The 24,875-nt window shown below is 58.2% G+C and carries 23 protein-coding genes; 6 read left to right on the top strand and 17 right to left on the bottom strand.

All coding sequences use genetic code 11. The annotated features are described in order from the left end of the window. Nucleotides 1–16 precede the first annotated feature (16 nt). Nucleotides 17–520: a type VI secretion system lipoprotein TssJ gene (tssJ, locus tag ACU6HM_RS15725; protein WP_446764035.1), complete on the bottom strand. Its 504-nt coding sequence runs from the start codon at nucleotides 518–520 to the stop codon at nucleotides 17–19. 186 nt (nucleotides 521–706) lie between these two features. On the opposite strand from tssJ, the gene ACU6HM_RS15720 reads away from it, so the two are divergent. After that, nucleotides 707–1,096, top strand: a complete 390-nt coding sequence (locus ACU6HM_RS15720; RefSeq protein ID WP_026483661.1) for a TssQ family T6SS-associated lipoprotein — start codon at nucleotides 707–709, stop codon at nucleotides 1,094–1,096. Further along, nucleotides 1,093–1,683 (top strand): hypothetical protein, encoded by a 591-nt coding sequence (locus ACU6HM_RS15715; RefSeq protein ID WP_009455543.1) that lies wholly within the window; start codon nucleotides 1,093–1,095, stop codon nucleotides 1,681–1,683. The genes ACU6HM_RS15720 and ACU6HM_RS15715 overlap by 4 nt, the downstream gene beginning before the upstream one ends. 3 nt (nucleotides 1,684–1,686) lie before the next feature. Here ACU6HM_RS15715 and tssG read toward each other — a convergent pair whose 3' ends face one another. The 16 genes from tssG to ACU6HM_RS15635 all read right to left on the bottom strand — a co-directional run bounded on the left by tssG (nucleotide 1,687) and on the right by ACU6HM_RS15635 (nucleotide 21,360). Further along, nucleotides 1,687–2,730: a type VI secretion system baseplate subunit TssG gene (gene tssG / locus ACU6HM_RS15710; RefSeq protein WP_009455541.1), complete on the bottom strand. Its 1,044-nt coding sequence runs from the start codon at nucleotides 2,728–2,730 to the stop codon at nucleotides 1,687–1,689. Continuing rightward, nucleotides 2,727–4,613: a type VI secretion system baseplate subunit TssF gene (gene tssF, locus ACU6HM_RS15705; protein WP_446764034.1), complete on the bottom strand. Its 1,887-nt coding sequence runs from the start codon at nucleotides 4,611–4,613 to the stop codon at nucleotides 2,727–2,729. The genes tssG and tssF overlap by 4 nt, the downstream gene beginning before the upstream one ends. Next, nucleotides 4,610–5,152 carry a type VI secretion system baseplate subunit TssE gene (tssE, locus tag ACU6HM_RS15700; RefSeq protein WP_021447237.1) on the bottom strand — a complete coding sequence of 181 codons (543 nt, stop codon included), beginning with the start codon at nucleotides 5,150–5,152 and terminating at the stop codon, nucleotides 4,610–4,612. The genes tssF and tssE overlap by 4 nt, the downstream gene beginning before the upstream one ends. A 29-nt stretch (nucleotides 5,153–5,181) precedes the next feature. Beyond that, a complete protein-coding gene (locus ACU6HM_RS15695) occupies nucleotides 5,182–5,664 on the bottom strand; it encodes an Hcp family type VI secretion system effector (protein ID WP_009455532.1) in 483 nt (160 codons plus the stop codon). A 50-nt stretch (nucleotides 5,665–5,714) separates the two neighbouring features. Next, entirely contained in the window at nucleotides 5,715–7,208 is a 1,494-nt protein-coding gene (tssC, locus tag ACU6HM_RS15690; protein WP_009455530.1) for a type VI secretion system contractile sheath large subunit, read from the bottom strand. A gap of 12 nt (nucleotides 7,209–7,220) precedes the next feature. Continuing rightward, nucleotides 7,221–7,778: a type VI secretion system contractile sheath small subunit gene (gene tssB / locus ACU6HM_RS15685; protein WP_086061191.1), complete on the bottom strand. Its 558-nt coding sequence runs from the start codon at nucleotides 7,776–7,778 to the stop codon at nucleotides 7,221–7,223. Between the two features lie 27 nt (nucleotides 7,779–7,805). After that, entirely contained in the window at nucleotides 7,806–8,876 is a 1,071-nt protein-coding gene (tssA, locus tag ACU6HM_RS15680) for a type VI secretion system protein TssA (RefSeq protein ID WP_446764033.1), read from the bottom strand. A gap of 187 nt (nucleotides 8,877–9,063) precedes the next feature. Continuing rightward, nucleotides 9,064–9,516 (bottom strand): DUF7832 domain-containing protein, encoded by a 453-nt coding sequence (locus ACU6HM_RS15675; protein ID WP_009455524.1) that lies wholly within the window; start codon nucleotides 9,514–9,516, stop codon nucleotides 9,064–9,066. Next, nucleotides 9,513–10,322 carry a DUF4150 domain-containing protein gene (locus ACU6HM_RS15670; protein ID WP_026483655.1) on the bottom strand — a complete coding sequence of 270 codons (810 nt, stop codon included), beginning with the start codon at nucleotides 10,320–10,322 and terminating at the stop codon, nucleotides 9,513–9,515. Before ACU6HM_RS15670 ends, ACU6HM_RS15675 begins: the two co-directional genes overlap by 4 nt. Nucleotides 10,323–10,331: 9 nt before the next feature. Continuing rightward, nucleotides 10,332–11,393 (bottom strand): pentapeptide repeat-containing protein, encoded by a 1,062-nt coding sequence (locus ACU6HM_RS15665; protein ID WP_369325964.1) that lies wholly within the window; start codon nucleotides 11,391–11,393, stop codon nucleotides 10,332–10,334. Beyond that, complete coding sequence (locus ACU6HM_RS15660; protein ID WP_446764032.1) at nucleotides 11,393–13,915, bottom strand: DUF2169 family type VI secretion system accessory protein; 2,523 nt, start codon at nucleotides 13,913–13,915, stop codon at nucleotides 11,393–11,395. Before ACU6HM_RS15660 ends, ACU6HM_RS15665 begins: the two co-directional genes overlap by 1 nt. A gap of 119 nt (nucleotides 13,916–14,034) precedes the next feature. After that, the gene (locus tag ACU6HM_RS15655; protein ID WP_230940567.1) at nucleotides 14,035–14,502 is read right to left on the bottom strand and encodes a hypothetical protein; all 468 of its coding nucleotides are present in this window, start codon (nucleotides 14,500–14,502) and stop codon (nucleotides 14,035–14,037) included. A gap of 35 nt (nucleotides 14,503–14,537) precedes the next feature. Further along, nucleotides 14,538–16,889, bottom strand: coding sequence for a type VI secretion system Vgr family protein (locus tag ACU6HM_RS15650; RefSeq protein ID WP_446764031.1), 2,352 nt, complete (start codon nucleotides 16,887–16,889; stop codon nucleotides 14,538–14,540). A 2-nt stretch (nucleotides 16,890–16,891) separates the two neighbouring features. Then, nucleotides 16,892–17,488: a DUF3540 domain-containing protein gene (locus ACU6HM_RS15645; RefSeq protein ID WP_446764030.1), complete on the bottom strand. Its 597-nt coding sequence runs from the start codon at nucleotides 17,486–17,488 to the stop codon at nucleotides 16,892–16,894. A 226-nt stretch (nucleotides 17,489–17,714) separates the two neighbouring features. Further along, nucleotides 17,715–18,908, bottom strand: a complete 1,194-nt coding sequence (locus ACU6HM_RS15640) for an acetyl-CoA C-acyltransferase (RefSeq protein WP_026483649.1) — start codon at nucleotides 18,906–18,908, stop codon at nucleotides 17,715–17,717. 19 nt (nucleotides 18,909–18,927) lie between these two features. Then, a complete protein-coding gene (locus ACU6HM_RS15635) occupies nucleotides 18,928–21,360 on the bottom strand; it encodes a 3-hydroxyacyl-CoA dehydrogenase/enoyl-CoA hydratase family protein (protein ID WP_446764029.1) in 2,433 nt (810 codons plus the stop codon). 645 nt (nucleotides 21,361–22,005) lie between these two features. Between ACU6HM_RS15635 and ACU6HM_RS15630 the strand changes: the two genes are divergently transcribed. The 4 genes from ACU6HM_RS15630 (at nucleotide 22,006) to mlaE (ending at nucleotide 24,867) form a co-directional block, all read left to right on the top strand. Further along, on the top strand, nucleotides 22,006–22,581 hold the full coding sequence (locus tag ACU6HM_RS15630; protein WP_009455508.1) for a chromate transporter: 576 nt from the start codon (nucleotides 22,006–22,008) through the stop codon (nucleotides 22,579–22,581). Further along, the gene (locus tag ACU6HM_RS15625; RefSeq protein ID WP_021447240.1) at nucleotides 22,578–23,108 is read left to right on the top strand and encodes a chromate transporter; all 531 of its coding nucleotides are present in this window, start codon (nucleotides 22,578–22,580) and stop codon (nucleotides 23,106–23,108) included. Before ACU6HM_RS15630 ends, ACU6HM_RS15625 begins: the two co-directional genes overlap by 4 nt. 152 nt (nucleotides 23,109–23,260) lie before the next feature. Next, nucleotides 23,261–24,085: an ABC transporter ATP-binding protein gene (locus ACU6HM_RS15620; protein ID WP_009455504.1), complete on the top strand. Its 825-nt coding sequence runs from the start codon at nucleotides 23,261–23,263 to the stop codon at nucleotides 24,083–24,085. Next, nucleotides 24,082–24,867 carry a lipid asymmetry maintenance ABC transporter permease subunit MlaE gene (gene mlaE / locus ACU6HM_RS15615; RefSeq protein WP_009455496.1) on the top strand — a complete coding sequence of 262 codons (786 nt, stop codon included), beginning with the start codon at nucleotides 24,082–24,084 and terminating at the stop codon, nucleotides 24,865–24,867. Before ACU6HM_RS15620 ends, mlaE begins: the two co-directional genes overlap by 4 nt. Nucleotides 24,868–24,875: the final 8 nt, after the last annotated feature.

Here is a 24,875-nt window from a genome sequence, read left to right as displayed (position 1 = left end):
ATCCGTTCCACGCCCATCAATCAACGACATGAATGGCGTTCTTGCGTAATTGCAGACTGACCTGGACGGCGTCCGGGGCCGACTGCCAGAACTTGTAGATATTGGTGGTGCGCGACTCGGGCAGCGGCAAGAGGACACGCCACACACTGGCATCCAGCTCGCGATACCCTACGACCACGCCAACAGCGGTGGCTTGCAAATCGCCCGGCCGTTTGAAGGTATAGGTCTGGCCGGGGCGCAGCACGATCTGCTCCACATTGAGCAGATCCGCCTGCAAGGCTTGTTGCGGGTCGGACTGCAGGGCGAAGAAGTCCCTGGATTCAAAGGTGCTGCCCGAGCGCAGCTCGAACACAAACACCTGTACCGGGGAAGGCCGACCCGTGGCATCCGGGTTGAGCTGTTCATCCGCAGTCAGAACAATCTCGTAGGGCACGGCCATGCGACTGGAGGTGGACGCACACGAGGCCAGCAACCCCAGCATCAGCAGCGAACACAAACGAAGCAATCGGCGAACGGTCACGATGTCTCCTTGAATGGCAATGCGCCCCATCTAAAAGCATGAATGCGACAACTTTGTTAAGGACACGGGGTGTTTCGGTGCTTACCCTTGCGCAACAACTCTTACAAAACCGTCCGCGTCATGTCATGTGGCTGTCTTTTTCCTTTCCTAGTCTTGAGGGCAAGTACAACTTTTCTTTTTCCTGCCATGTATTTACCTGCCCGCCTGATCGTTCCGGCTCTGGCCCTTTTACTGACAGCCTGCGCCCAAACTCAGAACAAGCCAGTGGCTGTTTTCAGCCCGGCTGCCGAAGCTGAACTGGAGCAAATACGCTCTGCCTTTAATGAAGGTGACTACAGCACCGTGATCCGGCAAGTGGGCCGCTCCAGCACCCTGCCTGCTGCCGCACCCAATCAATACAGCGAAGCCTTGAAACTGCAGGCCTTCAGCTTTTGCGTGCGCGACTACACTTTTTTGTGTGAAGAGCGTTTCAAGCAGGCACGGGCTGTAGACCCTGGCTTTACCCTGGCCCAGGCCGAGCGCGGTCACCCCACCTGGGGCCCGGTTTATGAAAAAGTGGCAGGAGCACAGCCATGAGCACAGCTGTAGATTGGCGTTTGCAAGCAGAGTCCGGTGGAGCCCCGCGCCCTGTTCCTGAACCCGGTCTGGTCTGCGGTTCCTGGACTCAGGCTGATCTGGTTTTGCCCGATAATAATCAAACGCCGCCCGTGCTGTCTTACCTGCGTCGCCAGCACGATGTGCTGACGATTCAACGAGCTAGCGCAGACGGTCAGGTCGCCGTGAATGGCATCGAATTGGCACTGGCACAGGTCAAGACCTTGCAGAATGGGGATCGCCTGACCTTGGGGGAAATGCACTACCGGGTGGAATCGGGAGTCAGCCCCGTCACACAGGATGAAACGCCTTTGGCAGCTGCGCCGGCGGCCGATCCTTTCGCAGATCTGCATGTTCCCGGCATGGTCCCGGTCGGTGGTCCCATGCCTGCGCCCTCGGACAAGCACCCCTTCGATACAGCAGCCAAACCAGCCAGTTCACCCAGCACCGACAGCACCATTCCGGCAGCCAGTTGGCAGCCAGATTTGGGTCGCGCCCCGGAGTGGGTCAGCACCTTGTCCGACAAGGAAAACGAGTTCGATCTTTTGCAGGGAATGCGTCAGGCCTAAGCCTTAGCTGCGCGGATCTTGCCAATCTGGACGGCTGTCCAGAAACAGGCACAGATCCGCTCTGTCCTGTGTGCCGGGCTGACCTAGCCAGGTCTCCTGGCCCAGACCCAAGCCCGCCCCCAAACCCAGATCAGGCTGCTCGCTGGCTTGTAACACCAGTTGCAACTGAACCGACCACTCCAAGCCCAGATACAAAGCCAGGCAATAGCGCAATTGTCGCCAGGCCGGACGACCTGGCAAGAAGCGTCCATAGTCCTGCCGACTCAAAGGGCCAATCCGTATTCGTATGGTTTGCTGCACATCCAGAATACGTGCGCCAAGAACGGTATTTTTCCCAAGCCCCGAACAACTGCGGCCCAGGCTGACCTGAGTTTGATCATCCAGCGGCACCCAAGCCGGCACGTTCTGCTGAATGCTGACGGGCAGTTGGAAATAGCTGGCCAGAAGCGATTGCAGAGCAGGCGCGCTACGGGTTTGAGACGCCAGCGCGGGTGCCTGAAAATGGACCGCATGGTCGCTCATGGGAGCCGATTCGCTCTGGCTCCCGACTCCGGCCAGGCTGGCCAGCCAGCGTGTAAAACCATCCTGATCATGTTCCAGGTCACAGACTGCCTGCGCTTGTGCCCAGGCTCTGAAAAACAGTAAAAACAGACGGTGGTGAAACTGGTCCAGAAAGGCCACACCAGCGCGGTCACCAAAGTTGCGACTACGCTGAAAAAAGTACTCCGTCATGTGCAGCGGCAAAGGGCCGTTGGGCCCCCACAAACCAAAACCCTGCACATCCAGATGCAGTTGTTCATCGTCCCAACGAGCGGTTTGCACACTGGAGGCCGCAAAAGCCAAACTAGGCGGCTGACCTACCCGCACATCTTCTTGGCGAGGCGTAGGCGCGGTTCCCAAACGAGGCTGGCCTTGGGCGGCTTGCAAGGCATCGACGGCCCGCAAAACCCGAAACAGATCATGGCCATAAGGCCATTGCTGAATGATACGGCCCAGCTCTTCCAAAGAAGCCTGGGGCTTTAGCTGTTCCTGCTCGGCCCGGTTCACAGCACCGCCCGCGTACCTGCTTGCGGCCCCCACGCTCCCAGTTCCACCCCTGTCTCGGAACGAAACTGGGTAGAGACAAAACTGTTCAGGCTGACATGACGGGCCAGATAACGACTGAGCACGGCGGCCAGAACAAAGGGACGGCCACCGGGAAAACCACTTTGGTCCAGCGTGACCTCAAAATGCACGCCACGCGCCATCACCAAGGGTCCTGGCACCGGCATGGCCCTCTGCACAGGCCGTGCCTGCACCGCCACAATGGAAGCCAACTGACGCAAGGCACCGGCATCAGCGCTGTCCACATGCGGGGCCAGCAAGGCACGCCAGCGACCTGCAGCCTGCTTAGGGTCGGACTGGGCCACACCCAACTGGGCCAGACTCATCTGTGAAATCAAATCCCAGGCCTGACGGCCGCCGGTTGATGCAGGTCGAGGACGGGTCAAACCACCCAATAAACTGACACCGGCCACAGGGGCCGAAACTTGCAGGCTGAAGTCAGACTCGGGCGAGCGCGGTAGCAGCAAGGGCAAATCACGGTTGCTGCACCAGGCCGTGACACTGATCTGATTCATGCCGAAAAACTCGGACTGCTCGTGCTGATTCACCAGAGATAAATACACTTCGCTACCGCCATAACTGCTGCGGCCACCCCAGCGTTTCTGAGTATCAGACACGACACGCGGTTCGCGTCGCACAGTGTAGTAACTACCATAGCGTCCTGCATCCTGCGCCGTGCTGGCATACAAGGGGCGAAACAGCACATCGTCCGTGCCCTGTCGGCCATGTCCTTGCACTTGCTCCATCAGGCAAACTTCAAAGTCCATGGGACGCGTTCTGTCCATGACCACATGATGATCTGTTGCCTGTGGGCGCAAGGCCATGCGTTCACTGCGTCGTCGAAATAAATTCACGACCGGCGTGCAATACAAACGCACATGGCCAGGGCCAACGCGTGCCGCCAGATCGGGCCAAGCCTGCTTAAGGACAATATGCAGGCTCCAGCGGCGGCTTTTTCGCTCCTGCGCACGTCCTCTGGCGATAGCTGCTTGCAGACCACGCAGCCGTACAAAAGCAAAACGGCCCGGCAAGGCGAAATACTCCCGCAGCAAGCGATGGCCGGAGAACTCGTGAGACATCATGGGCAAGATGGCTTGATCATCTTCCAGGCCATCGTGTGTCAGACAATCAGACGTAGCCAGAAATTGTGGGGCCTCGTCCTCCATTTGGATGAACACCCCCAACGCCTGCCGCAGCAAGGCATCCAGCAGCAAGCTGCTGTCAAATTCCGGGCCGTCCAGATGCAGGCTAAGCTCATCCAGAGCCAGCTCTTCCAGTGTCAAACCGCCATGCACCGTGAAGTCCAGTTTCAAAGCCGAACGGGCTTGTGCGGCCTGTCGGTTGCCTAAAGCCGCCAGGGGCAGATCAGCCGCCACATCGCCTAAACGTACCTGCGACAAGCTCATGGGCCACAAGTCCACGGCATGGCAAGTAGAAAACTCGCAGGCGGTTTGTTCTCCGGCTGGAATACGGGAGCGCAAGGCGGTGTGGCGCGGCATGGTAAAGCCTTTGGCCAGAGCACCTTCGCTCATGCTGGGACGAAACTGCACCAGTCCCATGCTAGGGGTGGGCATCAACCAGGAAGGCTGAATCACATCCAGCAACTGCTGGCTTAGACGGGGAAATTCCGCGTCCATCTTCATCTGAATGCGAGCCGTCAGAAAGCTGAATCCTTCCAGCAGACGCTCGACATAGGGGTCCGCCACCGCCGTATCGTGCACACCCAGACGGGCCGCCACTTTGGGGTAGGCTTGCGCAAATTCGGCTCCCAGCTCGCGCAGGTAAGCCAATTCACGGTTGTAGTAATGCAGCAGCTCCGGATTCATCCCGATGCGTAACTCTCTTCAAGGTCCAACTGCCCGCTTTCCAGATCAATACTGGTGCGCAGCAAGAATTCCTGCGGATACGGCTCGCACCAGACATGGCCCTGAATACGCAAGCTCAAGACGTTATGCAAATCGCGCTGAGCCCTGTGATCCAGACAATGCACCTGCAAGGTATCGGGCAGAATACGCGGCTCGAAATGCAGGATGGCGGTACGCAGCGCTTCTTCCACATCCAGCCATTCCACTTCGCTCATGGTCTTGCCCGCCAGCGGGCTCATGCCGTAGTTCAGGCAGGAGCGGCGCACATGAGCCAAGGCCTGCATCAAGGGGGTAGCGCCCTGATTGGGGGTATTGAGCAAATGACCCAGATCGCGCAATACCGCCTGACGCATCTGGTACTGGCTCATGGGCTGGGGAGGTTCCCAGGTTTGATCGGGCCGCTCGTCGGTCAGCCTGTCCAGCAGACAAGGTTGCAAGCGATCCGCCTGACCGCGCATCAGCGCGGCCCCGCGGCGTCCCGGTAAGCGAAAGCGGTCCATAGCGGCCCTGCCTGAAAACCCAAGCCCGATCAGGCTTCTTTGTTTTGCTTGATGTCCCAGGCCACCAGCGTTTCAGCACCTTTGCTGCCGCGGTCGGACTGTTCCCAGTACTGCTGTTTGACGCGTGCGGCCTGGAAGGAGTAATTGACCATTACGCTTTCCACATCGCGCTCGGCATTGAGCTGAACCGAAGTCACCAGCACTTCTTCCAGGGTGATTTTGGTGTATTCCACCTGCTCGCCACCGGCCTTGCACACCGACAGCTCCACCTTGCCCAGGTGCTTGCCGCTGGCGCAGTGCTTCATCACGGCAGGCGCGGCCTTGTCGATGCGAGCGACCACATGCAGATCGTTGAAATTGGCCTTGCCCTGGCCACCGCCACCGCCCGAGCTCATGCTGCCCGGTTGCGAGGCACCCCACGAAAAGGACTGGATATCAGTCCAATCCTTGTGATTGGAGTCTTTGGACTCGCCATTGGCGCCTTCAATTTTCATGAACATATCAACAGACACGCTTTTCTCCTTGGAGGTCGAATAAGGCCATCAAAAGGCCAGGGTGGGAATCAGTTCTGCTCGCCTTTAAGCGAAGGCAAACGGGACACCAGGCGCAGGGAGACCGTCAGGCCTTCCAGCTGGTAGTGCGGGCGCAAGAAGAACTTGGCAGCGTAATAACCGGGGTTGTCCGGTACTTCCTGCACCGAGACTTCGGCGGCGGCCAGCGGCTTGCGTGCCTTGGTTTCCTGCGAAGAGTTGGTCGGGTCGCCGTCCACGTAATTCATGATCCAGCTGTTTAGCCAACGCTCCATATCGTCGCGCTCGCGAAAGGAACCGATCTTGTCGCGCACAATGCATTTCAGGTAATGCGCAAAACGGCAGCAGGCAAACAGATAGGGCAAGCGCGCGGCCAGACGGGCATTGGCGGTAGCGTCTGCGTCGTAATATTCCTGGGGCTTCTGCAAGGACTGGGCGCCGATAAAGGCCGCAAAATCGGAATTCTTGCGGTGTACCAAGGGCATGAATCCGTTCTTGGCCAGCTCGGCTTCGCGGCGATCACTGATGGCAATTTCCGTGGGGCATTTGATGTCCACACCGCCATCGTCCGTGGGGAAGGTATGGCAAGGCAGGTTCTCGACCGCACCGCCCGACTCCACACCGCGAATTGCCGTGCACCAGCCAAAATGCTTGAAGGATCGGTTGATATTCACCGCCATGGCATAGGCCGAGTTAGCCCAGGTGTAGCGGTCGTGGCTGGCTCCGTCGGTGTCTTCCTCGAAGTCGAACTCATCAACCGGGTTGGTACGTGCACCGTAGGGTAAACGCGCCAGAAAGCGGGGCATGGCCAGGCCCAGATAACGGGCATCGTCGGATTCGCGCAGGCTTTGCCAGGCGGCGTACTCGGTGTTGGAGAAGATCTTGGTCAGATCACGCGGATTGGCCAGCTCCTGCCAGGACTCCATCTGCATCACGGAAGGCGCCGCTCCCGCGATGAACGGGCTGTGGGCCGCCGCGCCAATACGGGCCAGTTCCCCCAGCATCTCTACATCCGGCGGACTGTGGTCGAAGTGATAATCCCCCACCAGGCAGCCAAAGGGCTCGCCACCAAACTGGCCGTATTCCTGTTCATACACCTTCTTGAACAAGGGGCTTTGATCCCAGGCCACCCCTTTGTAGCGCTTCAAGTTGCGCGCCAATTCCTTCTTGGTCGCGGGCATCACCCGAATGCGCAGCAGCTCATCAGTTTCGGTGTTGCTGACCAGATGGTGCAAACCTCGCCAGGCCCCTTCCAGCCGCTGAAATTCGGGGTGATGCAGGATGTGATTGATCTGCTCGGTCATCTTCTGATCGATCTGGGCAATCACCGCCTGAATGGTTTGATAGGCGTCATCGCTCAAAGTCACGGACTGGTCCAACGCCTGTTCGGCCAGCGTGGTGACGGCAAACTCAACCGCCTGCTGAGCCTGCTCGGTTTTGGGACGAAACTCTTGCTGCAACAGGCTGGACAGTTCATCCAGCTGGGCCGTGTCGCGAGTGGCGGTCAATGTCTGGGTGGAAGTCATGGGGTGGGCTCCTTATGCTTTGGGCTCGTTGTCCTGATCGGGCTGGGACTCGTCCATCGTCAGGGCCTGGGGCGGGCGGCCAGCCAGGGCGCGCAAGAGTTCGGGCTGCTGCAGGAGACGGGACAAGAGTTCTTCCGCCCCGCTTTTGCCATCCATATAAGTCAGCAAATTCGCCAGCTGGGTACGAGCTTCCAGCAGGCGAGCCAAAGGTTCGATCTGACGGGCCAGTTCAGCCGGGGAGAAGCTGTCCATGGAGTCAAAAGACACTTCCACTCCCAGCACGCCATCGCCCTTCAGGCTGTTGGGAACCTGCATGTTCAGCTTGGGTGCGATGGACTTCATGCGGTCATCGAAGTTGTCCACGTCGATTTCCATAAACTTGCGCTCGCCCAACTCCGGCTGGCTCTCCGTGTTGTGCCCGGCCAGATCCGCCAGCACACCCATCACGAATGGCAGTTGCACACGATGCTCGGCGCCGTACAGTTCAACGTCGTACTCAATTTGCACACGCGGAGCCCGATTGCGCCCAAGGAATTTCTGGCCGCTGCCAGAATTGGATTTCACAGACATCAGGTCTTCTCCAGTTGATTTATGGAATTAAGAAGCGGCTGTCGCCACTTCGGATCGAGGCATGAAAACCTGGATCTGATCCCAGGCACCGGGAGCCAGGTCACGAATCAGCTCGTGAAAACCCATGGGCACCAGTTGCTGGGCACGACGCAGCAGCAAAGGGGCAGGATGGCTGGGTTCATGCTGCTCGAAATACGCCACCAGCTTGTCCAGCAACAACACCACCTCTTCGCGGGATGAAACATGCAGGTTTTGCCAACTCGCCAAGCCCATCACCGGAGCGACCTGATGAGCAGGTTGCGGGGGCACAGGAATGGTGGGGTCGCTTGCCTGCACAGGCTCGGGAGCGGAAGGAGCAGATAGTGAGGTTGCCGCGTCCAGCACTGCGCAGGCGGCTTCCACGGTGTCCCAGGCTCCGTCCAGACGCACGGACCACTCGGCATCCAGATGACGATGCACCAGGGCCTCCAGCTCCTGGCGGAACTGACGTAGACGACTCAAGGCCACGGTCTGGCTTTGGCCGGCGGCAAAGGCACGGCGCAGCTCTTCAACCAGACGGTCACGACCCGGCAGGCCGCTATCTTTCTGACTGCCATCCAGCACATAGCCGACTTCACGTAAATTCAGTTGACGATGCCCCAGGCTGACCACGGGAGCCTCACGCATCAGGCGACCCAGACCATCAATAGCCGACAGCCCGGCCAGCGCATTGACGCGCGGCAAGGGGTCCAGCTCGCCATCGTCGTGCAGACGCGGATGAACGTGCTCCCAGCCTTGTTGCAGGGCGCTCAACAGCCAGTCGCACACCTCCCCCAAGGCGGGCAACCCACCTGTCTGCAATCTCGCCTGGGCCAGTACCACCAGCAAGCGAATATCTGCCGAGCGGTCCAGCAAGTCCTGCACCAGGCGCACGATGCGCGTCCAGTCCGGAACCTGAGCCGGGATAATAGTTTGGCCAAACTGCTGCTCGCCCTGTACTTGCAAAGCCTGCATCAAGGCCAGAAAGTCGGCTTCGTATTCCAGGTTCTCGCCGTAGTGGGCGTTTTCGGGAGCCAAAATCCAGGCTGGCTGCCACTGCTCCTGTATTCCTTCGACCATAGCTGTCGTCTCGGATAACTGATCACGGAGCCAGTCTAGGAACTGAAGGTGACACCTTTTTGACGAAAATTTTTCCTTACTTATTTTGCAAAATGGATGTATTTACGCTCTTTTTGAAGCAAATAAAGAAAAAGCGCCACCCGCAGGCAGCGCTTTTCAAAGGAAGCAAATAGAGATCAGCTAGGTGCTAGTCGTCCAGCCCCTGCTCCTGTCGCCAGTGCTGGTAGCGCTGCTCCAGAACCGGCCGCAAGGTTTCGTAGCTGTCCCAATCGTCAGGCACGTGATAGATGGATGGCAAAACCTCGTCGTCCAGCGTATCCACGTAATCATCCAGATACAGCTCGTCGTAGTAAAAATCGCTAAAGGCTTTGCCCTGCTCGGACATGTCTTCGCTGACCAGCACATCGTCGCAACACTCTTGCAGCAGTTGCGAGCCTTTGATCATGTGATCACGGCACTGGCGCACCTCGTTGGGGTAGCGGTCCATAAAAGCATTGGCCAGCAGGCCTTTTTCCACCAGCCAGGCCAGATACATGCCGATGTGCGTGCGACCACCTTGCGGGCCCAGATCAGAGGGGTAGTCCCCGCCCACATGCCAGTCCACAGCGTCATATTTAACGGGATCAGTGTGCGTTTTCAATGTCGTACCTCCGTAGGTATGCGTATGTTCTTGGGAAGTGGCTGCTTGGGTGCATTCTTGCCAATCAACTCTGCGCCCTTGCTCTCCATTGCCTTGTCCTTGGCCTTCTGGGTTGCGGAGCGGCGCGCTCCCCCGCTCTTGACTTCGACCGCCCGGATTTTGCCCGTGTTCTTGTCCTTGATCAGTATATCGATCACACGGCGGGTCAATGGGGTTTTTGCAGACACCTGCGTGCCCATGACCTCGTGGCCTTCCTGCTTCAGCTCGGCCTCGACCTCGCGCTCTCGCTGCGCACCCCGACGCCGGTTGCGTTTAAGCTGCGCCCGCTTGGCTTCACGTGCTGCCGCTTTACGCGCCGCCTCCGGCCCGCTGCCCGACACACCCTTGCCGCCTTTACCGGCGCCGCCCCCGGCACCACCGCCACCTAGCAACAGCACTTTGAACTGGCTGGGCACTACCCGCATGCCCACCGTATTCACCGTGTTCTGCATGCTCAAGCTAGTCAGACGGGTCGCCGGGATTCCCTTCCACAGCACATTAGGCACACAGGTAATGGAGCGCGAACGCGACATCACGGTTTGCGAGATCAAGCCCAAAGCCACACCCGGATTGTCACCATTACTCAAGGGTATCGTTGTGAGCAAGTTATGGGCAGGCCCACCCTGCAACAGGATGTTCCAGGCATTGGGAATACCCATCAGGCCCGTCGCAAAATTCGGGTAAGGAATCGGCAACAGAGCCGGTGGTGTCTTGCAGATGTCGGGGAAGGCAATATCCATGCCGCCCCGTTGGCAATTGGCAAACATCAGGGCTCCTTATTCAAGATTCATATGACGCGCGGTCCAGCTCTCAGACTCATGCAAGGCCGGGTCATTGGGCAGGCAGCCTGCGGCCTGTTCTTGCCCGGCCTTGTCCAGCAAGCAACGATGAAACTGGGTGCGCTCAAAATGTGCGCCATCCCAGCGAGCACGGCGGCAATCTGCATACGAGAAATCCGCATAGCGCAGTTGGCTATGCTCGAAACGGGCCCGCTCCAACACTGCCTGCGCGAAGTAGGCCTGCTGCAAAAAAGAGCCACGAAAATCTGCCTCGGGAGCGTGGGCTTGAGCCCACAGACTTTGTGTCAGATCCGCCTCCCGAATCTGCAGTCCTTGGGCCTGTGCCTGAACAAATAAAGCCTGCTTGGCTTGGACCTTGTTCAGCACGGCCTGATTCAAGATGGCAGACTTGAAATTGGTGCCGCAAAGACGAGCGTGGCTTAGATCCGCTTGAGTAAAGTCGGACTCCATCAAGACACTGCCGCTGAAATCCAGCCCCGACAGGTCCATGCCCTGGAAATTGCAGGTTTTGGCCGTCACCCTGTGCCAGCGACTACCGGCCAGAGTGCTGCCCCGCCAATCCATTTCGGTGACCACCACATCTTCCAGACGGGTCGACTGCAAGGACAAGCCCCCTGCGCGGCAGCCAGTCCAAGAGCAACGCTGCAAAAGAGCTTGGTCGAAGTTGCCCGTTTGCAAAATGCATTGCGCCCAGTGACTGTCGCTCCAGGCTCCGCCTTGCCAGATAGCGCCCTGTAAATCACAGTCCTGCCACATCACCTCCCTGGCCTGGACATGCTTGCAGGACAAGCCGATCAACACGCATTCCATAAAGGCGCAGCCATCCAGCACACTGGCGTCCAGTACTGCTCCGCTCAAGTCACATTGATGAAAGCGGCTACCCGCCAGATTGACGCCCAAGGCTTGCACACGCGGCAGACGGCAAGCGATGAACACCGCTCCTGAATAATCGCCCGGTGGCAAATACAGATCGCTGATGTCCAGCCCCAGCAAAGGCTCGCCTTGCCGAATGCGCAAACGCAAAGCATGTGCGTCCATCAGACTTGCCCCCCGGCAGGATCGCGACGTGCCGTGCGTAAATACAGATTGCGGCTGCGGGTACGCGCATCCGTTTGCAAGCCCGTCAAATCAGCGCGGAAGAAGTTCACGGTGTCCAGCATCGTGCCTTGAACATTCGCGCCCCCGGCCAGGCTATTGCTCATATCCACCTTGTTCATGATGGCTTGGCCAAAGTCAGTCTCGATCAGAATGCAGTCGCTCAGGCGGGCCTGCGTCCATTGCGACCCCTGGAGATTGGCACCGGATAAATCACAGCGAATCAGTTGGGCCTGTTCAAAACAGGATTGCGACAAATCCAGCCCACGCAAATTGCTTTCTTCCAAGCGGGCACCGCGCCAGTCTGACCCCGGCATGTCCACGCCGGACACCACGCTTTGACGCCAGCGGCTGTTACGGCAATCGAGCACACCGCCCAACAGACCCAGCAGCCAGGACGTGTCCTCCAGGCTGGAGCCCCTCAAGGACAGGTCCCGCAGATCACAGTCCAGCCATGCGCATTGCTGTAACTGGCAATCCAGATAAGACAATTCGGACAAGCGCGAGCGCATCAAATATTGCACGCCACTTAACTGCGAGGTCTCGAAGGTGCAGCGCAGCAAGTCCACATCCAGCCACTCCTGCTCCTGAAGGTTCGACTGCTGGAACAAGACATCCTGCCAGCTGGACTCGCGCGGCTGCCATCGGGCCGCCTGCACCTGACGAAACTGTACGGATTGCAGTACTGCCGCGCTGAAATCCACATCATCCAATTGGGATTGATTGAATTGAACCTGCTCCAATCGCGCCCGCACAAATGTGGCTCCCGAGCAATCAGCTCCTGCAAACGTGCCTTGCCGTAGAACCGCATCGTTAAAGCAGGTGCCAACACAGCGCACCCCGGAGAAATCGAAGTCCTGCAAATGCAAACCGCTCAAGTCCAGGCCAGACAGATTGCGAGTTCCGGCCAGAATCAACTCCACTCGCCTGCGCAAACGCTGCTGACGCAGATCAGAGGCAACAGGCGGTGCAGGGGCATAAGTTTGCATCGCACGTCTGGCCTGCTCCATGGGTTTGGATAGCAAGCCGGACACAGGCGCCTGGTCGCTGGCCGCTGCATCCAGCTCATACAACATCTGCTGCGTATCGCGCGCCGTAACACGGGTGCCGGCCTGATCCTGAAATGGAGATTCACGCTGCAAGTCCTGCACTTTCGCCATGCCCTCTTCCATCTGCTGACGCGCCTCCCATTGCTGGCGATTGGCTTGGCGCACTTCCTGCACCCAATCCGTTCGGTCCACATCCATAGGTTTGGGAGGCCCAGCCTGCGCCAAGGAAAACAGCTCGTTCTGCCAAGCCGGGTGTTCCTGTGCCGCGTCCTGCGCCCAGCGCTCCAGGCGCATCCGCATGGTCAAGGACAAAGGGTCGTCTGCGCTAGTCTGAAAATCATCCAAAGGTGCGCAGCAGTCAGCGGGTAGCAAATCCTGGTCGCGCAAGGCAAATAATCCGGCCTGATCGCCTTCGCTACGCAAGCGCAGCACTTGCTCGTAATGGTCCTGACCACGCGGCTGCCCCAAGGGCTCCAGGGCAGGCATTAATAAGTTCACATCTTGCGCCTGCGCGTCCTGAACCGGCACGCTTCCTTGGTACAGCAAGAGCATGTGGCCCAAATCAGGAAAGAACCAGACGGTGGTGTGCCGCAGGTCCAGCTTTTGCAGACCAGGTAGACGACGATCCTGATACCAGCAGATCGCCTCCCACTGCGGCAAGCTGCCACTCCACCGGGGTCGCTGGGCGTGCAGATGGTGTAGTTCCCAAGAACTGTCTGCGGGCCAATGACCTTGCTCACGCCACCACTGGTCCGGTTCAGCAGCATTGAAAAAATGTGGGTCCAGGCTGTCCAGCATCATGCCTGGATCGCCTTGCTGCCAGGCGGGGTCATAACGGCCCGCCAAACGAAAGCGACGTGGTCGCAAAGGCGATACCGGCCCCAAACCCGCTGGACGGCCCTGCTGGCCAGAACGGTGCAAGCGCCCTTCCCAAGGCTCTACCTGCGGCAAGCAAAGCGGTTCGCCCGGACTGGCTGCTTCCATTCCCATGCCGGCGGGATTATCGGGATACTGCGGCCCGCCCCAGCTACGGCTTCCGTCCAAAGGCACGCGGGTAAAAGGCTCTGCCTCCCCCGGTCTGCCTTGCCGCCACTGACGTTGCCCAAATACAGCCAGCTGCTTTTCTATCGGGCCGACACGTGCCTGTACTGCCAGTTGGGATACCGGCTCACCACCAGGAGCGCAGGCATGGCCAGAGACCAGAAACTCTGCACAAGGTTTGGGCAAGGCCAGATCCAGCACATCGTCGTCCTGCATCAGGCCGGATACGCTTTGCCACATACGTGCATCGGTGCTCAAGACATGCGGGGCATCCATGGAGCACCAGGCCTGTACCGACACGCTTAGCGCGTGTTGTCCACGCCAGCTCCAGGGACGTGCCAAAACACCCAAGCGCAAGGGCTTTACGATGCGCATGGGACTTGTCCTTTGGGAGAGCACGAGCAGGACTGACTTGGAGCAGGAGCACTGCCTGACTGCTCCGGACCCACGTGTGCGTCATCCCCGATCAACTGCGAAGCCAGCGCCACCATCAATCAATCCCCATAGGAGTTAGCGGCGGGTTTCAGCTGCAAGGTCACCTGTTCACGGTTCAGGGCGCACAACTGGGGATTGGTCGGATCGCACAGCACGCTGACCCAATTACCCGGCTTGAATCGCTTGCTCAGTTCGGGCTGCACCAGTACATCCACATGGGTTTTCTGGCCATCCACGTCCAGACCCAGGCGCACGAGCGGATAAGCAGATTTGAAGACTTCTGGCAGCAGTTCATCCTGAGATACGATCACGGCCTGTTGCGGTACGACCTCGGCACGATGCAGGCGCTGATACAAGCGTTCCTCAGGACGAGCACGCCAATAGCGCGTAAAACCCCTATACCCAGCCACAAAACCACCCACTGCGATCAACATGGGCAAGATGACCAGATAAGGCAGCCAATCCCGCCACTCCAGAGCAATACCAATCGAAATCATGATGGCTCCCATCAAAGCGCTGAAAGCCATCCATATAATCTGTCCCAACATCGTCGCGGACGTCCTTAAAAAAAGATGTGCAAGCCGGACTTGGCCAAACGCAGAGCCGAACTGCCGACGCGCACCGCCTGCTTGCCCAGATACACCGCACTGGTCTTGATCGCGGCGTAGGCTTTCTCGTCCTTGAAGGCCGAGTGGTCCATCTTCATGACGGCAGCCTGGAAATTGACCAGATAGCCCTGCGCCCGAATACCCCAGGCATCCAGCGAGGAAATCGTGCCGTTCCGGCGGAACCCCGTCACTTTTTCGGTATGCGGAATCCACCATTTTTCAATACCTGTGACATTCACCTTCCAGCTAGGCGTGGTGATGTTCACGCCCGCTGCGGCGGTAATGTCCACAGGACCGGAAATGCTTTTGGTCAGTTTGCCAGTCAGGGTGTCAGTGATATTGCCGGTGGTGGTCAGGTCCACATCACCTGTAATGGTTTCTTTGACATCGCCAGTCACGGTGTAATCCACCGCGCCGGTAATCGTGCGGGTGTAATCGCCGGTTTGGGTGGAGTTGCGAGTGCCGGTGATGGAATCCGTGACATCGCCCGTGACCGTATGAGTGACCTCGCCGGTGATGGTTCGGGTCAAATCGCCGGTCAAGGTGTCGGTGACATTGCCCGTCACGGTACGCGTCACATCACCGGTATGAGTTCGGGTCTGCTCGCCTTCTATGGTTTCAACCAGATCCCCGATGACCGTACGTACGACGCCGCTATTGAATGTCTCGGTTTCCAGATCCTGCACCGTTGTTGTGCGGGTTGCCGTGACACTCAAGGTATCGTGGCCTGTGACCACAGTAGTCCGGTTACCGTCGACGGTATGGGTTTCATCACCCTCGACTTCCGTATCCAGATTGCGCTCGGCATGCAGCCAGATACGCTCCTGTCCGGCTCTGTCCTCGAACATGAAGGCGTTGGCGTTGCTGGGATCACCGTCTTTGGAACGACTTAAAAAGCCGCTTTGTGTGGCATTGTCCGGCAGATTCCAGGGCGGCATATTGCTGGCGTTATACACACGACCGACAGCAATGGGCCGGTCCGGGTCGCCTCCCAGAAAATCCACAATCACTTCGTCGCCCACTCGGGGCAGTTGAATGCCACCAAACCCACCACCTGCCCACGGGCTGGAAACACGCAGCCAGCAGGAGCTGTTTTCATTCGCCTGCCCGTAGCGATCCCACAAAAACTGCACCTTGATGCGACCATATTGATCAGTCCACAGCTGCTCGCCGCTCTTGCCCACCACCTTGGCCGTTTGCGGGCCGTAGGTACGCGGAATAGGTGTGCGTCGCAAAGGGCGATACGGCTGGCTGGACGGGATCACCAGAAAATCAATGAAGTAGTGACTGGCCATGCCGCTCTCGCCGGTATGGCCTACATCCAGAAAGTCGTAATCGACCTGCGTCACCAGATAGTCGCGGTTGTCCTCGGGGCGCGGATGATTGCGTACGGACAGCAAATAACCCGGCGCGACACCACGCGCGTTGGTCTGGGCCTGTGCCTGACTGCGGACCGCCTGCAAGGCTTCCAACCGCAAGCGGGAGTAATGTTCACCATGTTGAGGCTCGGTGTAGCCACCCGCCCATTCGTAGACTTCCAAATCACCCAAGGCGTGTTCAGCCGGGTTGCTGCGCGTGGCGTCCAGGCTGGCTCCCGGCTTGCAATAGTCGTAGTCAGCGGTCGCGTAGCGGCCCGGAGTGACTTGCTCATACGGGTGCCAGGCATGGATATGCTCAACATCGGGATGCGCTACCCGATCGGGGGAAACAAAGGGCAGCTCAGAAAGCCAGGGCGCAGCCGCATGTTGACCCACATCGTCGGCCATCACCAGGGTATGGGCGCCATTACGGTGCTCAAACCAGTAGTAAATCCCCTCGCGTTCCATCAAGCGGCTAACAAACTGAAAGTCGCTTTCCTGATACTGAACGCAATAGGTTTGACGCGGATAGTCCTGCGTCAGGCGCGACTCCCAGGCAAAGGGGTAGCGGCCCAGCACATCCTGCAAGACCTCGGGCACGGTCTTTTCCTGAAAGATCCGGCTGTCCATGTTCTGGCTCAAGAACCAGAGCCAGGGGCGCAAGGTGGCCCGATACGTGTAGAAGCGATCGCTGCGGCCGGTTTTACCCATCAGGCGAAATGCACTGATACGACCATCCAGAAAGCGCGGCACCGCAAAAGGTGTTTTGATTTCCAGGCTCAGGGACTCGCCCAGCAAGCTGCGCAAATCCAGCAAGGGGGTATTGCAGACCACATCCACCTGCAATTCAAAAGGCTGTGACAAGGCTTCCCGACCTTGCAGAGCCTGAAATAGCAAGACCTCCGGCCCGAGCGGGCTATGCACTTGTACAAGGCGTTCTGTCAGCATGCTTACCCCATATGGATTTGGTCAGCGTCGACTTTGACCAGCTCGCGCGCAGTCATCAAGGTATGGCGGGCATGCAAACGCATTTGATGCTGGGCCTGCACGTCCATGCGGCCCCCACGCCAACGCTCCTCTTTTTCAGTCAGACGAAATACGTGATTGCACACTTGGGACAGGCGATCCGCCACGGTTTCCTGCACGCGCGACAAAATCCGCAGCGTGCCTGCGGTCAGGCTCATCTCCCGGCCAGACTGGCGCAAATGGCCACCTGCCTGCAAAGTCAGGTCCGCCTCGGACTGGATATGTACCCCACCCTGCGCCGCCTGCACATGCAAGCCTTGGTCGGCGACCAGATGCAAAGCCCCGCCCTGGGGACGCTCCAGCACGGCGAACACATAGGCCTGCTCGCCATCGGCACCGCCTACCCAGACCTTGTCACCCACTTGCGGCTGCACCAGGCAACTGACGGCCTGCGGCACAATCCAGCAGCGCTCGCCGCAGTCGACTTCAAACTGCCCCGACTCCAGACGAGCCTTGACCCGTCCCTGCCAGAACATGGGGGGAACATGCAGGCTGGACACCATGCGCAAGGGCAATCCCATACATCCTCCGTGTGAGCTGTTCAACACAATGAAAAGGACTATGGCCCGAGCCCATGTCTACTCTATGACAACAACAAAACTTTACTTTTTTGACATTTAGCGGGTTTTAAGCAAATTTGCTTACACGTATTGTGCTATTGCCCACCGATGCGGGGGACGCCCCAATAAAAAAGCCGCCCGAAGGCGGCTTTGTCCAGCAACGATAGAAACAGCAGCAGATCGGAAATTATGTCCGCTCGAAAATCCCGGCGGCTCCCATGCCTGTACCGATACACATGGTGAGCATGCCGTATTTCAGCTGACGACGCTGCAAGGCATGAACCACGGTGGCGGCACGCATGGCACCAGTCGCACCCAGAGGGTGACCCATGGCAATAGCACCACCCAGCGGATTGACGCGCTCGGGGTCCAGGCCCAAATCACGAATCACCGCCAGAGATTGAGCAGCAAAGGCTTCGTTCAGCTCGATCCAGTCCATCTGGTCTTGCTTCAGGCCAGCCAAGGCCAGCGCATGAGGCACGGCTTCTTTAGGACCGATACCCATGATTGCTGGTGGCACACCACGGACCGAGAAAGTCACGAAACGGGCCAGCGGAGTCAGATTGTGCTCGCGCAAGGCGCGTTCGGAAACAACCAGCAAGGCACCTGCCCCGTCCGAAGTCTGCGAACTGTTGCCGGCCGTGACCGAGCCACGCGCCGCAAATACGGGGCGCAGCTTGCCCAGCACTTCCAGGCTGGTATCAGGGCGTGGTCCCTCATCGCGATCAACCACTTGAGTTTTGACGGAGATTTCCTGCGTGCTCAGGTTCGGTTGACGACGTGTCACCGTCACAGGCAGAACTTCGCCCGTGAACTCGCCCGATTCCCAAGCCTTGACGGCTTTCTGGTGCGAGGCCAAGGCAAACGCGTCCTGATCTTCACGGGAGACTTTCCACTGACGCGCTACTTCTTCAGCGGTCAGACCCATGCCGTAAGCGATCCCGTAGTTCTCGTCCGAAGCGAAAATCTCGGGGCTGAACGTGGTATTCACACCCATCACCGGCACCTGACTCATGGATTCCACACCCGAAGCCACGATGATGTCTGCCTGGCCCGTACGGATACGGTCGGCCGCAATCGCAATGGCGCTCAAACCCGAGGCGCAGAAACGGTTGACGGTCATCCCGGCCACGGTATGCGGCAGGCCTGCCAGCAAGGCAGAAATACGCGCAACGTTAAAACCTTGCGGGCCTTCAGGCAGGGCGCAACCGGCCACCACTTCTTCAATGGCGGCAGGGTCCAGTTTGGGCACATCGGCCAGCATGCCGCGAATGGCTTCCGCCAAGAGCTCGTCAGGACGGTAGGACGAAAACACACCGCGAGGCGCTTTTCCGATGGGCGTACGCTTGGCAGCGACGATATAAGCTTGTTGTACAGTCATGTCTACTCCTTGATCCGCTCTAGTTACGCACTGGCTTGCCAGTGGTCAGCATCCCAGTAATACGTTCCTGGGTCTTGGGGGAATTGAGCAGCTCCAGGAAGGCCTGCCGCTCTTGCGCCATCATCCAGGCTTCATCCACCAGCGAGCCAGGATCCACATCGCCCCCGCAGATCACGGTTACGACCTTCTCGGCAATATGGAAGTCATATTCCGAGATGAAACCACCTTCTTTCATGTTCACCAGTTGAGCTTTCAACGTGGCGATGCCATCGCGACCGGCAACCGGAAAGCGACGTGGCAATGGAGCACGCCAACCAGCGCTGGCCAGAGCCTGTGCCTGACGAACGGCTACATAAACCAGTTCCTGACGATTCATGACGATGGTGTCGGACTCTTTCAGGAAGCCAAGCTGACGCGCATCCAGAGCGGAGCGCGACACCTGTGCGCTGGCGATAGCCAGAGCAAAACGCTTCAGGTAGGCCAGCAACGGGGCATCAGGTGCACCCATGGCTTGCAGTTCAGCCGAGCGACGAGCCGAGTAAGCCAGACCACCTGCGCCTGGAACCAGACCCACACCCACTTCAACCAGACCAATGTAGGACTCGAAGTGAGCGACGCGGTGCGCGCAATGCACAGCCAGTTCGCAACCACCACCCAGAGCCAGACCGGCAACCGCAGCCACCACAGGCACCTGGGCGTAACGGATACGCAGAACCATGTCCTGCATGGCGCGCTCTACCGGCTCAACACCGGCCACGCCTTCTTTCTCGAACACGGGCAAAATGGCTTTCAGGTCAGCGCCAGCGGAGAATGGATCGCCATCCTGGGCCACCACCAGAGCCTGATACGAGGCTTCAGCCAGCTCAATCGCCTTGAACATGCCATTGACCACACCAGGGCTCAGCGTGTGCATCTTGGTCTTGAAGGACACGATCAGCACGTCTTGTGGGTGCGGTGCAGGCAGCGTCCAGCAGCGTACCGACTCATCTTCGAAAACCGTGGTGGTTTCCAGAGACTCGACCTCGCCCACCAGCAAAGGTGTGCCAATGTGGCGCAGGTAAACAGGCAGATCGCTACGGCCTTCAAAGCGGCTTTGCGACGGATTCCAGGAACCGGCAGCGGTATGCACGCCTTGCGCTTCCCACACAGGACCACGAGTCGCCCAGTCTGGCAGCGGCTGGCTGCTCAGTGTCTTGCCGTCCTGAATGTCCTGATTGATCCAGTCGGCCACCTGCCGCCATCCGGCAGCCTGCCAGATCTCGAACGGGCCTTGCTTGTGACCAAAGCCCCATTTCAAGGCCAGATCCAGCTGACGGGCGTTGTCGGCAATGTCTTGCAGATGAATGGCACTGTAGTGGAAGGTGTCGCGCAGCACGGCCCACACGAATTGAGCCTGAGGCTTGTCGGACTCGCGCAGCTGGCGCAGGCGCTCAGCCGGGTCACGTACAGCCAGAATGGCGGCGACATCAGGATCGATTTTCTGGTCAGCAGCCACGTAATCGCGCTGTTGAGCATCGAAACGCTGGATTTCACGGCCCTTCTTGCGGAAGAAACCGGCACCGGTCTTTTGACCCAAAGCTCCTGCATCAATCAGGCCCTGCACTTCTGGTGGCAGGCCAAAGTGTGCTTTGAAACTGTCATCGGGCAGCTGATCCTGCATGGTGCGGATCACGTGTGCCAGAGTGTCCAGGCCAACCACGTCAGCAGTACGGTAAGTACCCGATTTGGCTCGACCCAGACGTGTACCCGTCAATTCATCAACCTGCTCGTAAGTCAGGGAGAAACGGCGAGCCTGCTCGAACACGGACAGAATGCCAAAGACACCGATGCGGTTACCGATGAAATTGGGGGTATCTTTGGCGCGAACCACACCCTTGCCCAGTTGCGATACCAGGAAGGTTTCCAGAACATCCAGCAGCTCTGGCTGGGTGTATTTCGTGGGGATCAGCTCCACCAGGCTCATGTAGCGTGGCGGATTGAAAAAGTGCACGCCGCAAAAGCGTGGACGCAGCACTTCCGGCAAAACATCTGCCAGGGAAGTGATGGACAGGCCGGACGTGTTGCTGGCGATGATGGCATTAGGGTTCAGTGCTGGCCCGATCTTGCGGTACAGATCCTGTTTCCAGTCCAGACGCTCGGCAATGGCTTCGATTACCAGATCGCAATCGGCCAGACGGTCCAGGTTGTCGTCGTAGTTGGCGGGCTCGATCAGGTCGGCCAGGTCTGGCGTACCCAAAGGAGCTGGATTCATTTTGCGCAGATTGGCAATGGCACGCAGGGCGATGCCATTTTTGGGCCCCTCGCGGGCGGGCAGATCAAACAGAACTACTGGTATGCCTGCATTCACGCAATGGGCGGCAATTTGCGCGCCCATGACGCCGGCACCGCACACGGCGACCCGACGCAAGGTACGGGCACTGCCCGTCACTGCACTGGCTGAACTAGATGTCATAGGTTTGTCTCCAGGAAACTGAAACCCCACGCAGCATAAGGTCCCAAACGGACGCTCTACGATGCGAGGCAATCGAATAATCGTACACGCACAACCGCTTTTACGACCATAAAGTCTTTTTTATTTTCAATCAAAGATGGGTATAGATCAAATCCATCTTCATGAAACTGTCCATGTTTGGATCCGGATCGGGCTGCTCAGCCGCTCCAGCAAGCCATCATAAATTCAAACGATCGTTTCAATCTCTTTTATTTCAACAGATTGAACCCATAAAAAGCTCATTACACCCTTCATTAGCCGCCGGAAGCACCCGTCCCCTCAAGTGGGCATCACACATGGTTTCAAGTTATTTTTTTAATACTTTTCTTATTTATTTCAATTCATTTTTTATTTAATTTTTGCACCCATTTTAATTAATTTTTATCTTTAAATATTTCAAACAAAAAAGCAGCGCTTGAGGGTAGAAAAAAATTTGAACGACCGCTGCCCGACAGCCGTTTTCTTGCCAATAAAGGCCACGCCGCACCCCCAGCAAGAAGGATCAGGCCGCCACCCGAGCGCACAAGAGGGCAAGAACGGCTTAATTTGTATGCCAGAATGTTCAAACTTCCACTTTTGACGAGCCCTATCCGCCTTCATTGCTCTATGACCCGGTCTCAAGAAGCAGCCCCTTTATCCCTGAGCGCTCTATTTCTGATCTTTGCCCGCATTGGCCTGACCAGCTTTGGTGGGGGCTTGAGTGGCTGGTTAATGCGTGAGTTTGTTGTTCAGCGGCGCCTGATGAGCCAGGCAGATTTTCTTAGCGGTCTGGCGCTGTCCCAAGCACTGCCCGGCATCAATGTGGTGAACCTCTCTATATGGATTGGTTATCGTCTGCTGGCCGGGCCTGGGGCGTTAGTTGCCACGCTGGGCATGGTGCTTCCCCCGCTACTGCTGGCCATTTTGATGCTGATTGGTCTGGAACAACTGACGGGCTCTACCCTGGTGCCTCAAGTCATGGCCGGAATTGCCGCCGCCGCTATTGGCCTGTCTCTTGAAATGGGCGTACGCTCGGCGCGCAGCGCAGCCACCGGAATCGTGCCCATTGCCCTCATGTTGGCCGTTTTTGCCGGCATTTTCGTCATGGAATGGAGCCTGATCCCCGTTATTCTGATCTGTGCACCGCTGTCCGTCTGGTACGCCTGGCTGCAACTTGGAGACAAAACGGTGGAGCAACCATGATCACGGTTTTGCTCCAGCTCATGCGCGTCTTTGCTCCCCTGTCTTTTCTGACTATAGGGGGCGGGCAAAGCATCATCCCGGAGATTCACCGGCAATCGGTAGAAATCCATGGCTGGCTCAGCAATCAGGAATTTCTGGATCTGTTCGCCCTGTCGCGCCTGACACCCGGCCCGAAATCCTTGCTTGTCACCCTGGTGGGCTGGAAGGCGGCTGGCTGGGCCGGTGCCCTGGCCGCATCCGTCGCCATTTTCCTGCCCTCTGCCCTGCTGATCTATTACCTGGCAACAATCTGGAAGCGCTATGAGGGCACACGCATCATCCGCGCCATTGAAATTGGTCTGCTGCCCATTGCCGCCGGCATGATCCTGGCCGCCAGCGGCACAATTCTGAAAGCGGCCCAGGGCGGCCTGTGGGCCTGGGGTACGGCTCTGGCCTGTACAGCCATTTTGCTGCTAAGTCGCATCAACCCTTTATGGTTGCTGGCAGGCGGCGGATTGCTGTTCGCCTTGATACAACCCGCTATCTAAAACAAATTCGACACAAAAAAGGGCGACTTCACCACCAAAGCCGGTTTGAAGTATCAAGAGCCACAATCCCGCCCCATAGCACGCAAGACATTGAGACGCCAGAGCTGCAAGCGGTACAATGGCAGGTCCTTTTATCCCCTTTTGCCCGCGACATGGTTGTAAATACTGACCGAGCCGTACTAAATCTGGACTCCGCCTCGCTGGGCTACGGTGCCTTTACCGTGCTCGCGGACGTGTCCATGACCGTTCAGAAAGGTCAGGTCGTCGCCATGATGGGGGGGTCAGGTTCCGGAAAAACAACACTTCTGCGTGCTGCGACCGGACAAATTCGTGCTCAGAAAGGGACTGTTACGGTTTTTGGCCAGGACTTGGCCAAGCTGGACGGCGAGGCTCTGCGCCAGACGCGCCAACGCATGGGTGTGCTGTTTCAACAGGGTGCCCTGTTTACGGACCTGAACGTGTTTGAAAACGTGGCGTTTCCCCTGCGGGAGCTGACGAACGACTCCGAAGCCGCCATTCAGGACCGTGTACTGGACAAGCTGGACGCCGTTGGCCTGCGCGCGGCTGCCCATTTGGGCATCAATGAAATTTCTGGCGGTATGGCCCGCCGGGTTGCCCTGGCCCGTGCCATTGTGCTGGAGCCCGAGCTGATTCTGTACGACGAACCCTTTGCCGGCCTGGACCCTATTTCCATGGGCATTACCGCGCAGCTGATTCGCGACCTGACCGACCGCCTGAACTGCGCTTCAGTACTGATTACGCACGATGTGGCCGAATCCTTTGCGATTGCCGACCAGGTTTATATTGTTGGCCAGGGACGTTTGCTGACCCAGGGCACGCCCACCGAGCTGCGCGCTTCCAAGGATCCTTACGTGCAGCAGTTCCTGCGTGGTGAACCCGATGGCCCTATTGCCTTTAACTATCCCGTCACCCCGGCTTTTGAAGCCTGGCTCCAGAATCGGACGACGCGCTCATGAATTTCATCACCGCCCCGATTAGCGCGCTAGGCGCTGCGATACGCAATAGCATCTACGGCCTGGGTGCCTTCAGCCGTTTGTTCGTGGCCTTGCTGGCCCGGTCTTCCCTGCTGTGGCGTCGCCCCCGTCTGGTTTCCCAGCAAATCCACTTTATTGGCAACTATTCGCTGCTGATCATTGCCGTTTCCGGGCTGTTCGTGGGTTTTGTGCTGGGCTTGCAAGGTTATTACACACTGAACCGCTATGGTTCCGAAGAGGCCTTGGGCCTGCTGGTCGCCCTGTCTCTGGTACGTGAACTGGGACCGGTCGTCACCGCCCTGCTGTTTGCAGGCCGGGCCGGTACATCGTTAACCGCTGAAATCGGCTTGATGAAGGCCGGTGAACAGATTGCCGCCATGGAAGTCATGGCGGTGGACCCCTTGCGCCGCCTGCTGGTACCGCGCTTTTGGGGCGGCATCATTGCCATGCCCATTCTGGCCGCCGTGTTCTCCATGGTCGGCATCCTGGGCGGCTATGTCGTCGGTGTGCAGATGATCGGCATTGATGCAGGCGCCTTCTGGTCGCAAATGCAAAACGGTGTCGATGTGATTGATGACGTACTCAACGGAGTGATCAAAAGCCTGGTATTTGGCCTGATCGTGACCTTGATTGCGCTGTATATGGGCTGGCATGCCAAGGCCACGCCCGAAGGCGTTTCTCGCGCGACCACACGCACGGTCGTCAGCGGCGCTTTGGCGGTATTGGGCACGGACTTCCTGCTCACCGCCCTTATGTTCAGTTAACTATTTAG

The sequence above is a fragment of the Alcaligenes sp. RM2 genome, from assembly GCF_052931795.1.
This window is presented reverse-complemented; position numbering and strand designations above follow the sequence as displayed.

Bases quoted from the DNA above. Each gene is read 5' to 3' on its own strand.
- tssB (WP_086061191.1), bottom strand. From the start codon at position 7,778: ATGTCTGTGAAATCCAATTCTGGCAGCGGCCAGAAATTCCTTGGGCGC.
- ACU6HM_RS15670 (WP_026483655.1), bottom strand. From the start codon at position 10,322: ATGTTTGCCAATTGCCAACGGGGCGGCATGGATATTGCCTTCCCCGAC.
- ACU6HM_RS15655 (WP_230940567.1), bottom strand. From the start codon at position 14,502: ATGGCTTTCAGCGCTTTGATGGGAGCCATCATGATTTCGATTGGTATT.
- tssA (WP_446764033.1), bottom strand. From the start codon at position 8,876: ATGGTCGAAGGAATACAGGAGCAGTGGCAGCCAGCCTGGATTTTGGCT.
- ACU6HM_RS15720 (WP_026483661.1), top strand. From the start codon at position 707: ATGTATTTACCTGCCCGCCTGATCGTTCCGGCTCTGGCCCTTTTACTG.
- tssE (WP_021447237.1), bottom strand. From the start codon at position 5,152: ATGGACCGCTTTCGCTTACCGGGACGCCGCGGGGCCGCGCTGATGCGC.
- ACU6HM_RS15650 (WP_446764031.1), bottom strand. From the start codon at position 16,889: ATGCTGACAGAACGCCTTGTACAAGTGCATAGCCCGCTCGGGCCGGAG.
- ACU6HM_RS15635 (WP_446764029.1), bottom strand. From the start codon at position 21,360: ATGACATCTAGTTCAGCCAGTGCAGTGACGGGCAGTGCCCGTACCTTG.
- ACU6HM_RS15665 (WP_369325964.1), bottom strand. From the start codon at position 11,393: ATGGACGCACATGCTTTGCGTTTGCGCATTCGGCAAGGCGAGCCTTTG.
- ACU6HM_RS15640 (WP_026483649.1), bottom strand. From the start codon at position 18,908: ATGACTGTACAACAAGCTTATATCGTCGCTGCCAAGCGTACGCCCATC.
- ACU6HM_RS15620 (WP_009455504.1), top strand. From the start codon at position 23,261: ATGGTTGTAAATACTGACCGAGCCGTACTAAATCTGGACTCCGCCTCG.
- ACU6HM_RS15645 (WP_446764030.1), bottom strand. From the start codon at position 17,488: ATGGGATTGCCCTTGCGCATGGTGTCCAGCCTGCATGTTCCCCCCATG.
- ACU6HM_RS15715 (WP_009455543.1), top strand. From the start codon at position 1,093: ATGAGCACAGCTGTAGATTGGCGTTTGCAAGCAGAGTCCGGTGGAGCC.
- ACU6HM_RS15625 (WP_021447240.1), top strand. From the start codon at position 22,578: ATGATCACGGTTTTGCTCCAGCTCATGCGCGTCTTTGCTCCCCTGTCT.
- ACU6HM_RS15630 (WP_009455508.1), top strand. From the start codon at position 22,006: ATGACCCGGTCTCAAGAAGCAGCCCCTTTATCCCTGAGCGCTCTATTT.
- tssC (WP_009455530.1), bottom strand. From the start codon at position 7,208: ATGACTTCCACCCAGACATTGACCGCCACTCGCGACACGGCCCAGCTG.
- mlaE (WP_009455496.1), top strand. From the start codon at position 24,082: ATGAATTTCATCACCGCCCCGATTAGCGCGCTAGGCGCTGCGATACGC.
- tssF (WP_446764034.1), bottom strand. From the start codon at position 4,613: ATGAATCCGGAGCTGCTGCATTACTACAACCGTGAATTGGCTTACCTG.
- ACU6HM_RS15660 (WP_446764032.1), bottom strand. From the start codon at position 13,915: ATGCGCATCGTAAAGCCCTTGCGCTTGGGTGTTTTGGCACGTCCCTGG.